14 protein-coding genes are annotated in these 13,310 nt (G+C 48.4%); 5 read left to right on the top strand and 9 right to left on the bottom strand.

What is annotated here, in order from left to right:
* Positions 1-122: 122 nt before the first annotated feature.
* Positions 123-1,007, bottom strand: coding sequence for a GNAT family N-acetyltransferase (locus ASG93_RS09735; protein ID WP_235550797.1), 885 nt, complete (start codon positions 1,005-1,007; stop codon positions 123-125).
* A gap of 169 nt (positions 1,008-1,176) precedes the next feature.
* Here ASG93_RS09735 and sigY point away from each other — a divergent pair, with 169 nt between their 5' ends.
* The 4 genes from sigY to ASG93_RS09755 all read left to right on the top strand — a co-directional run bounded on the left by sigY (position 1,177) and on the right by ASG93_RS09755 (position 4,207).
* Entirely contained in the window at positions 1,177-1,698 is a 522-nt protein-coding gene (gene sigY / locus ASG93_RS09740) for an RNA polymerase sigma factor SigY (RefSeq protein ID WP_235550798.1), read from the top strand.
* The gene (locus ASG93_RS09745; RefSeq protein ID WP_056831288.1) at positions 1,699-2,118 is read left to right on the top strand and encodes a YxlC family protein; all 420 of its coding nucleotides are present in this window, start codon (positions 1,699-1,701) and stop codon (positions 2,116-2,118) included. It begins immediately after the preceding gene.
* A complete protein-coding gene (locus ASG93_RS09750) occupies positions 2,105-2,332 on the top strand; it encodes a hypothetical protein (RefSeq protein WP_056831290.1) in 228 nt (75 codons plus the stop codon). Before ASG93_RS09745 ends, ASG93_RS09750 begins: the two co-directional genes overlap by 14 nt.
* Before the next feature lie 120 nt (positions 2,333-2,452).
* On the top strand, positions 2,453-4,207 hold the full coding sequence (locus tag ASG93_RS09755) for a methyl-accepting chemotaxis protein (protein ID WP_056831292.1): 1,755 nt from the start codon (positions 2,453-2,455) through the stop codon (positions 4,205-4,207).
* A 63-nt stretch (positions 4,208-4,270) separates the two neighbouring features.
* Here the strand turns inward: ASG93_RS09755 and ASG93_RS09760 are convergent, their stop codons facing one another.
* Positions 4,271-5,074 carry a helix-turn-helix domain-containing protein gene (locus ASG93_RS09760; RefSeq protein WP_235550799.1) on the bottom strand — a complete coding sequence of 268 codons (804 nt, stop codon included), beginning with the start codon at positions 5,072-5,074 and terminating at the stop codon, positions 4,271-4,273.
* Positions 5,075-5,163: 89 nt separating this feature from the next.
* Here ASG93_RS09760 and ASG93_RS09765 point away from each other — a divergent pair, with 89 nt between their 5' ends.
* Positions 5,164-5,613 (top strand): SRPBCC domain-containing protein, encoded by a 450-nt coding sequence (locus tag ASG93_RS09765; RefSeq protein ID WP_056831296.1) that lies wholly within the window; start codon positions 5,164-5,166, stop codon positions 5,611-5,613.
* Between the two features lie 188 nt (positions 5,614-5,801).
* On the opposite strand, the gene ASG93_RS09770 is transcribed toward ASG93_RS09765, so the two are convergent.
* From ASG93_RS09770 to ASG93_RS09800, 7 genes are all read right to left on the bottom strand, one after another.
* Positions 5,802-6,473, bottom strand: coding sequence for a hypothetical protein (locus tag ASG93_RS09770; RefSeq protein ID WP_056831298.1), 672 nt, complete (start codon positions 6,471-6,473; stop codon positions 5,802-5,804).
* A 21-nt stretch (positions 6,474-6,494) separates the two neighbouring features.
* Positions 6,495-7,205, bottom strand: a complete 711-nt coding sequence (locus tag ASG93_RS09775) for a GNAT family N-acetyltransferase (protein ID WP_056831300.1) — start codon at positions 7,203-7,205, stop codon at positions 6,495-6,497.
* 32 nt (positions 7,206-7,237) lie between these two features.
* Entirely contained in the window at positions 7,238-8,095 is an 858-nt protein-coding gene (locus ASG93_RS09780; protein WP_056831302.1) for a carbon-nitrogen hydrolase family protein, read from the bottom strand.
* 21 nt (positions 8,096-8,116) lie between these two features.
* Positions 8,117-9,106, bottom strand: a complete 990-nt coding sequence (locus ASG93_RS09785) for an acryloyl-CoA reductase (protein WP_056831304.1) — start codon at positions 9,104-9,106, stop codon at positions 8,117-8,119.
* Positions 9,107-9,360: 254 nt separating this feature from the next.
* The gene (locus ASG93_RS09790) at positions 9,361-10,941 is read right to left on the bottom strand and encodes a UDP-glucose--hexose-1-phosphate uridylyltransferase (protein WP_056831306.1); all 1,581 of its coding nucleotides are present in this window, start codon (positions 10,939-10,941) and stop codon (positions 9,361-9,363) included.
* Between the two features lie 115 nt (positions 10,942-11,056).
* Positions 11,057-12,043 carry a UDP-glucose 4-epimerase GalE gene (galE, locus tag ASG93_RS09795; protein WP_056831308.1) on the bottom strand — a complete coding sequence of 329 codons (987 nt, stop codon included), beginning with the start codon at positions 12,041-12,043 and terminating at the stop codon, positions 11,057-11,059.
* A 1-nt stretch (position 12,044) separates the two neighbouring features.
* Positions 12,045-13,226 carry a galactokinase gene (locus tag ASG93_RS09800; protein WP_056831310.1) on the bottom strand — a complete coding sequence of 394 codons (1,182 nt, stop codon included), beginning with the start codon at positions 13,224-13,226 and terminating at the stop codon, positions 12,045-12,047.
* Positions 13,227-13,310: the final 84 nt, after the last annotated feature.

The raw sequence follows: 13,310 nt of genomic DNA on the forward strand, positions 1-13,310 counted from the left end.
CCCGATAGAAGAAGGTCATTTTTTTCAAAGTGTCCTTCTTCTATCGGGTGCTTCTTTTGGCTGCTTCTCCCTGGCATAGTTCATTGTTGCCACTCTATCATTTTCTTTTTTCGGGGACATTTTTAGCTGAGTAAAAGCACGTAATAGTCATTCGCATTCTTCGTTTGAAAGCCGCATGATTCGTATAGGCCTAGCGCTTTCTCGTTCTCAACAGAGACTTCAAGCTTAATGAAACTAGCGCGATCCTGTTGCTTTATTTCGGTTATCGTTTGGCTCAAAATGCGCCGCCCATAGCCTTTGCCACGATACGCCGGCACTACACAAAAACCATAGATGAATCCACTCTCTTCCGCCTCGACCATGGCTCCAATCTTCCCAATAGGCTCTCTCTGCTCGCCAAGCTCTGCAATCCAGGTCCGCTCTTTATCGCCGTTAATGGTTTGGGTAACATACTCTCTCGTGTCGCTCTCCGACATGCCGAACCCTGACATATTGAGCTTAACCAGCAGCTCCGTATCCTGCGCATCCGCCAAACGAATGGCAACTCTATCATCTAGATCTTGCGAAGTCACATCCGCTTGCTCTTGAAGCTCCATGACATATTCAGAAAAATTGTATGTTGCACCAAGATTCGTCAGGAAAGCTTTGCCGCTCTCCGACCCGCGCTCATTAATGAAAATCAGCTTCGGAACTTCCCTGCGCCGACATTCGGCTATCACATTTTGAACCAATTGGTTAAAAATACCTTGGCGCCGCGCCTCTGGATGCACCATCCCACTAATTTCTACTTCCGTCGACATAAAGCTATATATGGCCAAAAATCCGACAATACGGTCATTTTGGTAAAATAAAAAGTCATTCGTCACGCCAGACGGACGGTTCGACAGTGTGCTCCAATTCAGTTTAATCTCGATATGGTCATGGCTATTACAAACCTCCCAAAGCATCCGAACTTCCTCCAGCTCTTGCGGTGACAGTCCTGCTCTTGGTAATATGCCTTGTTTCAATAGGTTATCCTCCATCATTCTAATGTGCTTACCTGATGTCATTATACATGTCTGAACATTGGCGTGGTAAGCTAATAAATAATTTTATATATATTTTCGTGTACAATGAACGATGTAGTGGAGCTGTTCGTACTATCTATGAATTCAGGCAGAGAGGATGTTCACTCACTTGGAAGAGAACGAATTAATTCGTCAGGCCATACGCGGGGACAACGCCGCTCTGTCCTTGCTGCTGCAGCAGCACTATGCTTTTGTTTACAAGTATTTGTTGAAAATAACGCTTAATCCACCGATGGCTGAGGATATTACGCAAGAAACCATGATCCGATGTATCGAAAAAATAAAGCTGTACAACGGGAAGTCCAAATTCTCATCTTGGCTCGTAACCATCGCCACTCACTTGTTCATTGATCAAGGAAGACGGCGCAAACGCGAGAAGCGTTGGCAGGAGCAAGAGCAGCAGCAATCCTTACGTCAGATGCAGTGGCAGGCCGGACATCAACATGAGGCATGGCCTGATGTGCTGAATGCCCTGGCAGAGCTGCCGCAGGAGAGCCGTATCCCGGTTATTCTCAAACATTACTATAACTACACGTATGAGGAAATTGGGCAGATGCTCTCCATTGCAGAGGGCACAGCCAAATCTAGAGTGCATCACGCACTGAAACAATTACGAAAGGAGCTGACGTAGATGGAAACGGAAGACCCGAAGAAAAGAGAAGTTTCTAAAAACGACGGGAGCAAGAATCAGGATAAGGGCCAGAGTGATCAAGGCAGTGACGTCTATCGAAGGCTAGAGAGTACGGATGAGATGGCAGCACAACAGCTGCAAGAAGGGCTTCAAAGGCTCGATGAACTCTTCCCAGCTTTCACACCTAGCCCCTCTTGGTTCGATCAGCAAATTATTGAAACACAAAACAAACAGCGTTCAAAGCTCTGGAGAGACTTGCTCGTATTGTGGATAACCGCCTTGCTGCTGCTCTCGCTCTTATATGCAATGATGCATGCACAGCCAGTTGTTTTCATTACTTTTCAAGCTCTAGCTGTTGTAGCGCCTTTGGTCTGGCTTCTCGTTCGCAAAGAGGAGGAACACCACTATGAAAATAAATGATCCAAAATGGGACCAACTCCCCCTCTGGGCATGGATCGCTATCCCCCTTCTTCTACTCGCGCAAAGCACATGGCTGTTCACGGATGCACGCAAACGCAGCGCGAAATACCCATGGTTCTGGGGGATCTGGGGGATCATTCAGGTGCCGACCCCCTTCATCGTCTATCTATTCGCTGTCCGTAAAATACACCGTATCTGGTCACGTAAAAAATAATAGGTAAAATTTCACAAAGAGTTCATGAAGTTACATCATATTGGCAAGGAAACCGATGGCAAAAAATTCACACTTATCTTACAATTAGGACTATAGTCATAGACCTGAGGAGGGGTAAGGATGTCGAAAAATAAAAAAATATGGCGATTAACCATACGCAAAAAACTAATGTTGGTTTCTCTGCTTTTGCTGTTAACACCCATATTAGTGTTAGGTGCCATTACCTATAATGTTTCAACCCAAGAAACTGATAAATTGATTCAAAGCAATTTGAAAAATTCAGTCAAGATGGCTTTGGAGCTGACGGAGGCTTTTGAAAAAGCTTCGAAACAGGGAACGATGTCGAAAGAAGATGCTCAAGAAAGAGTGAAGGAAATATTGCTTGGAGCTAAGAAGGATGGAAAGCGTTCGATCAATGCTAAAATTAATCTCGGTGCCAACGGTTACTTCTTCATTCTGAATGCGAACGGCGACTTGCTGGCACACCCATCTTTGGAGGGCCAAAACATAATAGATAAACAGACGAAAGACGGCTTTTTTTACATCAAGGATATGATTCAAAAAGGAAAGAGCGGCGGAGATTTCACGATCTATAATTGGCCGCTTCCCAACTCTACAAAAGAAGGGAGAAAAATTGCATATTCCGAGGCCGCGAATTCGGATTGGGGTTGGATCATTTCGGCAGGCTCCTATATGCAGGACTACAATGCGGGACAAGTTCATATTTTGAACACGATCCTCATTACGTTAATTTGCTGCTGGGTAATCGGAGGCGTGGTGATGACGTTATTTGCCTTCCATATTTCCAGACCGATTAAACAGCTTGCCCAGCAGGCGGAACAGTTTGCTATGGGAGATCTTCGTTCAGCCCAGATAAAAGTAAGCAATAACGACGAAATAGGTGAACTCGCGGTTTCATTTCAATCGATGCACGACCATTTACGCCAAATTGTTTCAGGGCTCTTAACCAATTCAGATAAGTTAACGGACTCTTCTCATGAACTCAACCAGTCCATTGGGGAAACGACAAAAGCGAGTAATCAAATTTCGACCTCTATTGAAGATATGGTCATAAGCAACGAAACGCAGGCCCGTAGTGTCAATGAAAGCTCGACGGCGATGGAAGAAATGGCTGTTGGCATTCAGCGGATCGCGACCACCTCGTCTGCCGCATACGAAGCATCAGAGATGACGCTGCAGGAAGCGGAGCAAGGTAACCGCCTGATTAAGGAGTCAACCTTGCAAATGAATGCTGTAAGTCTTACAGTGGGCGATCTCGCGAAGATTGTTGAGAAGCTTACGGAACGTTCTCAGCATATTGGGGACATCGTCCAGGTAATCACGGATATCTCCACTCAAACCAATCTACTCGCTTTGAATGCATCCATTGAAGCTGCGCGCGCTGGAGATGAAGGTAAAGGATTTGCGGTCGTAGCGGGTGAGGTCAAAAAGCTGGCCGAGCGTTCTTCGGCATCAGCTGCTGAAATTGCTGAGCTGATCCAAGACATCCAACTAGATATGAAGCATGCTGGTGAGGCGATGGAAAAAGGCGAACAAGAGGTTTCTGCGGGTGTGAGCGCGATCCAACATACGGGACAGGCTTTTGTTCGTATTCTCGACGCAACACGGAGCGTTGTGAATCAAGTGCAGGAAGCTTCGGCAGCTGCCGAAGAGATGTCTGCCAGCTCGCAGGAAATCGCCGCTTCTTTGCAGGAGATCGAACGAATGGCGAACCAGACCAATGATTTGGCGCATCTGATTTCCTCGTCTACGGAAGAGCAGCTCGCAGCAATGGAGGAGTTGACATCCTCTTCGGAATCATTGGAAATCATGTCATCGGAAATGCAGTTCATGGCTCACCGGTTTAAATTGTAAGGAGCAGGATTAAGTATCACTCTTCAAATGAAAGAGACCGGCAGCAAGGTGCCGGTCTCTTTATCATACCGTCAGGCGAGCATATTCATCAGGAGTCTGGCCGATAATGGACTTGAAGTCCTTGATGAAATGCGACTGGTCATGGTAACCGAGATCCATCGAGAGCTTGGACCAGTTATGCCTCTGGTTTAGATCCGTCGTCTCAGCTGCATTCTGGATTCGGGCCAGCTTGATTACCCATTTGGGGCTAACTCCGACGTAGTGGTCGAACAGGCGCTGCAGCGTTCTTTTATTCACATTGAAGTCATCGCAGAGGGTATCGACTTTGGTGAGATCAGGCTTCTGATTGATATGATCGATGATCTGATTAATAAAAGCGACCTGTTCATCCTGTTCGGGAAGCTTGGGACGGATCAGCTGCTCGATATGTGAAACCGTAAGATGTTCTTCCTTTTGAGCAAAAACATCTGTTTCAAGTTGACGTGGATCGATGTCAAAAACACTCTGGACGCTCATCGGATTGTTCAGCAAACCGGAAATCGGCTGTTTCAAAAAAGGGTAAAATCCGCCAGGCTTGAATTTGACGCCGAACACGCATCCTTGGCCTTGCAGATAATGCCCATACTTCTCTTTCCCTGGGCCGTAGATGGCCGTTCGACCTGGTTCAACGAGGAGATTAACGCAGGGATTCGGGATAACATGCTGCAAATAAGGCTCCTGATCGGTTAAATCCCACCTAACTATCCAGTAATGTCGGATGAAATAGGCTAGATCTTCGGAGGGGTTATGCCGCGAAAGCTGGAATTTCTGCTCACCTTGCTGCAGATTCATAATGCCTAGGCTGGGCTTGGAGGCTTTGGGAATCACTTCGCTCACTCCTTGTCGCGTTTTTACAATACATAGGTTGTAGAATCATCTATACTTAATCATATCACATACCGAAGGAGTGGAAATATATGGAATTAAAATATGAATTTTACATTGGAGCAGGACCTAAGGAAGTGTGGGATATTCTCGTGACTCCGGAGGGGACGCGTAAGATTCTTTTTGGCAGTGTGCTTCAGTCTACTTTTGAGATCGGATCCGATTATGCCTACGTGGGGCCTGGTAATGACGGTGAGGAAACCGTTCATGTATACGGTAAAATTTTAGCTTACGAGCCGGAGAAGATCATTAGTTGCACCGAACATGCCGGTCCATCTTACAACCCGAATCATGCGGACTTTGAATCTAGAATGACGTTGTCACTTGAGACGGTTGGGAGCTGCACAAAACTAACGTTGGTCAATGATAATTGGACACCCAACCACCCAAGCTTCGAGACTACCAAGGCTAGTTGGTGGATGATTCTGAGCAATATCAAGACACTGGCGGAGACTGGCAAGACTTTGGATTTTGGTTGGTAGGGATGGGGCTGTCCAAATGAGGTTTTAGAGCTTGAGGGGTATCTACCTTAAAGATGGTTACACATATCCATGAGGACTTCCACCAATAGGGGGAGGTCCTAGCCTACGGGACAGCCCCATTTTACATTTTCAGTAAATCCCAATAAATATAGAAGCCTTTAGTCTAGAATCTCCTATCCATTCCTCTTCTAAAGAGGTTTAAGCGCCAACGTCACTTTCCCCTCGAGTCCCTCCACCATGTCATGCCACGCCCTTGGCTTATTCGCCAAAACAGAATAATAGCGTTTCAAGAACTTCACAACGATCCCAGCGTCCAACTCCGCTTGATCCTCATCTGTCGGCAAGAAACAGAGATCGAGTTCCTCAACCGCTTCACCATTGTTCTCCCAAGAGGGATGAACGTATGGGAAGTCAATCCGCTTATAACCCAGATGCGACAATACCTCGCGTCGCACATAAGGATCCATCGGCCTCACGCCGCCGAAAGCATGATCTCGGGTCCGGTAGGGATCATAAATCTCAGCGAACATCCCGAGCATCGGCTTACCTGATTCCGCTGCCAATCCTTCCAGGTCCTTCCAGCGTTTCCGCGCCAGGAACCGACCGATACCAAGCCCTGCTTGACCAATAATGGTGAAGTCTGTCATCGCTACTTGGAAGTCATCGTAGAAACGATATTCCGTTGTACCTACGACTTTACCTTCATGAACGGCTACGAATACCCGAATACCGGGGTCCTCGAGAGGTTCTTTCCACAATGCGTATTCGAGCACCTCTTCTGGCGGAAATACCTCTTTCATCAGATCATGCATGCTCCGAAACAAGGGATTATCTATGCTTGTAATCCGTATATACTCCATAATACAATCTTCACTCCTTCGTCAGATTCGAAATGGATTCCGCCACTCCATCAAAAGCGCATGGTTAAGCGATTCCTCATCCTGCAAATAGTCGGGGACAACCTTCACAGGTGTTCGGCCGCAGCGCAGCAAAAACGTAATAACCGGGTCCTTCAGCGCACCTGTCATGACAGCCCTCACATAGTCATCTGTACTCATGGTAGCAGCATGTTTGTGATAGCCTGGCATCCGCCCGCCTCCAAGCAGCCTTCTTAAACCGAGGTGCACGACCACTTCGTACATAGACTGCATCATCAACTTGCCGAGACCAAATTTACGGTAGGCCGGCATAATGCATATGTCCACAATGTAGAGGGTGCCGCCATCTGGACGATGCGTTCGGATGTACCCATCGTCCGTCAAAGATGACCAACTATGGTCAGCTGCATGCTGCTCCTCATACTCTACGCGAAGCCCAGTTATGGACCCAATAACACGGCCGGCCACCTCTACACAAAGCGCCCCTTCGGGAAATCGGGTGATATGCTCCGTTAGCTGCTCCTCATTCCACCATAGCTCGGAGGGAAAAGGCGGAGGAAAGCTTTCCTGCTGAACGCGAATGAGAGCGTCAAAATCGGCTTTTCCATAATTGCGAATCATAACCTCGATCGGTTTATCCCCGTCGAAGACGTATATTTTTTTAAAGTACAACTTCTCCTGCTCTGTAAGTTTCTTGGCAGCTTCTAAATCCATAGTGCCCTGTAAGCCCCCTTGATCTCACTTCGTTAGGACCAATCGGTGTACAAATCTGTTCTGCGGTCACGCCACGTAGTGACGGAGCCTTTTTCCCGAACGAGGTTCAGCAGCTCCAGATCCAAATCAGCCGTGACAACCATGTCACCGTTGATCTCGCCTTCTACCAAAATTCCCTTAGGCGGAAAAGGCACATCATTCGGCGTGATCACCGCAGCCTGTCCGAAATTCCCCCTCATGAAATCAACCGTTGGCAGTGCCCCGACAGTCCCCGTCGTGACCACGTAGATTTGATTCTCAATCGTTCTAGCATGGCACGTATAACGTACCCGATGGAATCCGTGTCGATCATCCGTACACGATGGGGCGAACAGCACATCTGCTCCGCGAGCTCTCGCCATCCGGACGATTTCCGGAAACTCCACATCATAACAGACCAGAATCGCAATGCGGCCTTTATCCGTATCAAAAACCTGCAAAGAATCCCCAGCACCCATATTCCATTCCTTCACTTCGGTCGGGGTGATATGCAGCTTCTTCTGCTCTCCAATCCGCCCGTCCGGATAAAATAAATGAGCCGTGTTATACAGCTTGCCCTCCTCAGAAGTAATATGAGTACCACCGATCAAATGCATCCCTGTTTGCTTCGCCAACCCCTGAAAGAGCGTTCGATAAGCATCCGTATACGATGGCAACGCCTCAATAGGCAGCGCCTTACCGTTCGCATCTCCAATGGACATTAACTGGGTCGTAAATAATTCAGGAAACAGCACAAATTCTGCCTCAAACTCCTGAGCCACCTTCACATAATGCTCCACCTGCGCAGCAAACTCTTCGAAACTATGTATCGTATGCAAATGATATTGCACCGCAGAAACGCGCATTTTCAACGTCAATCTCTCCTTCCCCTTTTACAATCGGACAAGCACTCTTCCTCTTACTTTCCCTTCCAAAACCTGCTTAGCAGCCTCGGCAACTCCATCGAGCGTAACCTCTTGATAGACAGTCTGTTCCAAGCCTTTTGGCTTTAGTTCCTTCGCAATACGCTCCCATAGAGGCTTTCTAACCTCCATCCGGCAAGCAGCCGAATCAATACCCAACAAGTTCACACCTCGCAGGATAAAAGGAAACACCGATGCGGCGAACTCACCGCCACCTGTCAAACCGCTCAGGGCAACGGAACCGCCATACTTGATCTGGCTCAGCACATGGGCTAGGGATTCGCCCCCAACAGGATCAACAGAGCCCGCCCAATATTCCTTATTCAGCGGCTTGTTGACAGGGGGAGCAATCTCCTCTCGAGTTAATACCCGCTTCGCCCCAAGATCGAGTAGATACTGATGATCCGCAGACTTCCCTGTGCTTGCTTCCACCTCATAACCAAGCACTGCCAGCATGGAAACGCTGCTGCTGCCCACTCCGCCGGTTGCACCGCGAACGAGCACGGGCCCCTGCTCTTTGATTAGTCCATTCTCCTCCATGCGTTGTATGGAGAGCGCAGCGGTAAATCCCGCCGTACCCAATATCATCGCCTCGCGATGGGTTAATCCCTGCGGGAGAGGCACGACCCAGTCAGCCGAGACACGCGCATAGGCGCTGAATCCGCCGTAATGCCCTGTACCCAGCTCGTAGCTCGTCACCAAAACTTCATCGCCTTCGCGAAACCGAGCATCTGACGAAGCTACGACGGTTCCGGCCAAATCAATCCCCGGTACCATCGGATAGGCACGCACAACGCGTCCGGTCGGACTAAGAGCCAACGCATCTTTATAATTTATTCCTGAAAATAAAACACGGATCGTCACTTCACCTGGCGGTAAATCCTCCAGCCTCAGATCTTTCACATTGGCGGTAAACTGCTCCTCTGATCGTTCCACTATCAAAGCCCCAAAGCTTTCCATCCTGTTTTCTCCTCCTCATTGTAAAACCAGATCATATCAAATAATTACCAACTGTTTTAGTTTACTATTATCACGCTCAGGTTTCAAAAGCTGATTACGCACTCCATCCTCCCAAGGATAAACGACTCCGTCGTCCTTCAGGGACGAGCGCGTTTTTCAAGGTAGATGCGAAGCAAAAGTATAAAACTTATACTTTCTTATCTCCCAAATAAAATAACTCCCCGATCCTTTTGACCGGGGAGTTCCAACTGCAATTACTGCTGCGCAAAGCCCGCAGCCGCCAAAAACCGTCCAAAAGCCGCTTGCCCGGCTTCATCACGCTTGAACACGCCTGCGTCCAGCAGCACGTCCATGAACTTGCTGCCGACTTCGGCCTGCAGCACCGCACTCGCTGCGTCCTGCGGCAGCGCAGCGCCGTGCTTCGCGAGCAGCGCTTCGATCCATTCCGCATGCTTATGCAGCGGATGGCCGGCCTCTTCGCGGATCTCGCGGCCGAATGCGGCTTCGCCGGTGAGCAGCTTGGCGATATCCGCCAGCTCCTCTTGCAGGCGGCCTGGCAGCACCGCCAGCCCCATAACCTCAATCAAGCCGATGTTCTCCTTCTTGATGTGGTGCAAGTGCTGGTGCGGATGGAAAATCCCATCCGGATGCTCTTCACTGGTGCGGTTGTTGCGCAGCACCAGATCAAGCTCGTACTCGCCGCGTGCATTGTTGCGGGCGATCGGGGTGATCGTGTTATGCGGGACCCGCTGTCCGTCCTTCTCGCTGAAGGCGAGGACGTCTGCTTCCGCATCACTGTAGGCGCGCCAGTCTTCGAGCAGCTTGCTCGCCAGCTTATAAAGCTGCTGCTTGTTGTGCCCGCTCAGGCGAAGCACCGACATCGGCCACTTGACGATGGCGGCCTTCACGCCGGCAAACTCAGCATGTGAGAATGCTTTCTCACTTGGCGCTTTTTCCATCGGGAATTTATGGCGTCCGCCTTGGAAATGGTCGTGGTTCAGAATAGAACCACCGACGATCGGCAGATCCGCGTTCGATCCGATGAAATAATGAGGAAACTGATCAATGAAGTCCAGTAAGCGGTAGAACGTACTCGCTGTCGTTTTCATCGGGATATGTTTCTCGTGGAAAATGATACTGTGCTCGTTGTAATACACATACGGCGAATACTGGAAGTACCACTTCTCGCCATCTAATTCCAACGGAATGACACGCAGATTTTGCCTCGCCGGGTGATTCACTCGGCCTGCGTATCCTAAGTTGTCTACGCACAGTAAGCATAAGGGATAGCTGCTTTGCGGCAGTGTTTTGAGCAGGGCAATTTCCTTCGGATCTTTCTCCGGTTTAGAAAGGTTGATCGTGATTTCGAGATTGCCATACGTTGTTTCTGCTAACCAGTAGGCATTTTTCTGAATACGATCCATTCGAATATAATTGGAATCTATGGATTGCTTGTAGAAGTAATCCGTCGCCGCCTCAACACTCGTTGTTTTGGCTGTGTTCCAGAATTGATGTACAACCTCGGAAGGACGAGGCATCAAAAGCCCCATAATCCGCGCATCCAGCAAATCACGGTACGTTGTCGTATTCTCTTCCAAGATACCCGCCTCAAAAGCCGCATCAAGCAGCTCTTCCAGCAGAGCAACTGGACTGTTTAATTTCTCTGTCGGCACTTCGCCTTGATAAGGTTCAGCAAGACCGAATAAATCAAGTAAAGCATTTCGTGATGTATAGACATCAAGGTGTTCAATCAGCCCATTTTGCTTGGCGAACTGCAGGAGCCTTTCTATGGTTAACGCTGCATATTGCGGCGCCGCTTTAACTGTCCGTTCCATGTGCCACGTTCCTTTCTACAAAACAAGCCTCTTTTCAGATCCGTTCTGCACTGTTGTACCCTGTTTTTACGCTGTTCTGCACTGTTCTGCACTGTTCTACACTGTTCTGCCTACTCTACTCTTCGTACCCGTTCGGATGATTTTGGTGCCAGTTCCACGCGCTCTCGATGATGGATTCCAAGGAATCACGTGTCGGTTTCCAACCAAGCTCAGCTCTTGCACGCTCAGAGGAGGCAATTAACGTTGCTGGATCGCCAGCTCTACGCGGTTCGATGACGGCAGGTATCGCATGACCGGTTACTTTACGGGCAATTTCGATGACTTCTTTGACCGAGAACCCTGTGCCATTGCCTAGGTTGTAAATATTGCTTTCTGCTCCGCCACGCAGCTTCTCAACCGCAAGAACATGGGCGCTTGCCAAATCGCTAACATGAATATAGTCGCGTACACATGAACCATCTTCTGTTGCATAGTCTTCTCCGAAGATGGAAATATGCGGCCTTTGACCAAGAGCCACCCCCAGAATGATAGGAATCAGATGCGTCTCTGGGCTATGATCCTCCCCGATTTTGCCACCGGCATGAGCCCCAGCTGCATTAAAATAGCGAAGGGACACATATTTGATGCCATGCGCAATGTCGAACCATTTCATCATTTTTTCCATAGCCAGCTTCGTCTCGCCATACGTATTGGTCGGCAAGGTACGGTCGCTTTCTAGGATTGGAATATTTTCAGGCTCACCATACGTGGCAGCCGTTGAGGAGAAGACGATTTTCTTTACGCCGTATTGCGTCATTTTCTCAAGCAAGCAAAGCGTTCCGTACACGTTATTGTGATAGTATTTCGCAGGATTGGTCATGCTCTCGCCAACTAACGAATTCGCTGCAAAATGGATAATAGCATCTATACTGTTCTCTGTGAAAACCGTATCCAGAAACTCGCCGTCGCGCAAATCCCCTACGTACAGTTTGCCCCCAAGCACTGCGTTTCTGTGCCCTTGCTGCAAATTATCAACGATAACGACTTCTTCACCTTTGGCAACCAGCTCCGCTACCGCATGAGATCCGATATAGCCTGCTCCGCCTGTTACTAGAATGGCCATTTTATAATGCCTCCCCGACTTGCTCGACACCATTGCCGATATTACAAACATAGAAGCTTGGTGTCAGGCCTGTTTTTTCCGTATATTCCTTGCCCACTTGATCGATAAACGTCTGTACACTGTCCTCATGAACTAAGGAAACCGTGCATCCGCCGAAGCCTGCGCCTGTCATACGTGACCCAAGCACACCCGGAACCTTCAGTGCTGCCGCAACCATCGTATCCAACTCTACCCCTGTTACTTCATAAAGATCACGAAGCGACTCATGCGACCCGATCATCAGCTTACCGAAAGATTCAAGATCGTTTGCTTCCAGCACCTCAATGGATTTCAGAACACGGTCAATTTCTTCAATAACATGCTGCGCTCGTTGGCGGATAGTTTCGTCTGGAATTAGATGTTTGAATTCATTAAATTGCGCAAGGTTCAGTTGACCGAGCAAAGTGATCGAAGGAAACTGCTTTTGCAAATAGGTCACAGCCTGCTCACATTGGCTTCTTCTCTCATTGTAGGCGGAGTCAATCAGACCTCTGCGTTTGTTCGTATTCCCAATAACCAGCTTATAGCTGCCGCTTTGAAAAGGCACATGGCGATACTCAAGCGTGTCGCACATGAGCAGGATGGCGTGGTCTTTCTTGCCATTGGCTACCGCGAATTGATCCATGATGCCAGAGTTAACACCAACGAATTGGTTTTCCGTTTTTTGTGCTAGCAGTGCGATTTTCACCTTATCGATCGGATATTTCTCAAGTGTTAATAAACCGAAGGCTGTTACAACTTCGATGGAAGCCGATGACGAGAGGCCGGCACCATTCGGGATTTCACCGTGGAACAAAAGATCGTAGCCCCGCGTAACAGGAAAACCTTCTTTCGCCAAGTGAACGAAGATCCCTTTCGGATAATTGATCCAGTCGTCCTCTTCTTGGTAGGACAAGTCATCTATGGAAATTTGTTTGCGAAGTGCCAGGTTTGTCGATGCAAATCCAATTACACGATCTTGTCTTGGACGAATGATCAAAGTTGTTCCGAACGTTAACGCTGCCGGGAAAACATAACCGCCATTGTAATCCGTGTGCTCACCGATCAAATTAACACGACCTGGAGCATGAAAAGCTGAAATTGCCGTTGTAGAATTCCCGTAAATTTCAATAAACGTGTTTTTTAGAGCTTGCAAATCTGCCATTCTGGCACCGCCTTTAGTGGTTTTTGAAGTGATTTCGCTCGTCATCTGAGGATGATGGAGTCGTTTATACTTGGTATCTTTGTA

It is taken from the genome of Paenibacillus sp. Soil787 (assembly GCF_001429545.1).
Taxonomy (GTDB): Bacteria; Bacillota; Bacilli; order Paenibacillales; family NBRC-103111; genus Paenibacillus_E.

What these genes read in the sequence shown, in the direction of transcription:
- ASG93_RS09745 (WP_056831288.1), top strand. Translation starts at nt 1,699, where the DNA reads ATGGAAACGGAAGACCCGAAGAAAAGAGAAGTTTCTAAAAACGACGGG.
- ASG93_RS09750 (WP_056831290.1), top strand. Translation starts at nt 2,105, where the DNA reads ATGAAAATAAATGATCCAAAATGGGACCAACTCCCCCTCTGGGCATGG.
- ASG93_RS09755 (WP_056831292.1), top strand. Translation starts at nt 2,453, where the DNA reads ATGTCGAAAAATAAAAAAATATGGCGATTAACCATACGCAAAAAACTA.
- ASG93_RS09765 (WP_056831296.1), top strand. Translation starts at nt 5,164, where the DNA reads ATGGAATTAAAATATGAATTTTACATTGGAGCAGGACCTAAGGAAGTG.
- ASG93_RS09770 (WP_056831298.1), bottom strand. Translation starts at nt 6,473, where the DNA reads ATGGAGTATATACGGATTACAAGCATAGATAATCCCTTGTTTCGGAGC.
- ASG93_RS09775 (WP_056831300.1), bottom strand. Translation starts at nt 7,205, where the DNA reads ATGGATTTAGAAGCTGCCAAGAAACTTACAGAGCAGGAGAAGTTGTAC.
- ASG93_RS09785 (WP_056831304.1), bottom strand. Translation starts at nt 9,106, where the DNA reads ATGGAAAGCTTTGGGGCTTTGATAGTGGAACGATCAGAGGAGCAGTTT.
- ASG93_RS09790 (WP_056831306.1), bottom strand. Translation starts at nt 10,941, where the DNA reads ATGGAACGGACAGTTAAAGCGGCGCCGCAATATGCAGCGTTAACCATA.
- galE (WP_056831308.1), bottom strand. Translation starts at nt 12,043, where the DNA reads ATGGCCATTCTAGTAACAGGCGGAGCAGGCTATATCGGATCTCATGCG.
- ASG93_RS09800 (WP_056831310.1), bottom strand. Translation starts at nt 13,226, where the DNA reads ATGGCAGATTTGCAAGCTCTAAAAAACACGTTTATTGAAATTTACGGG.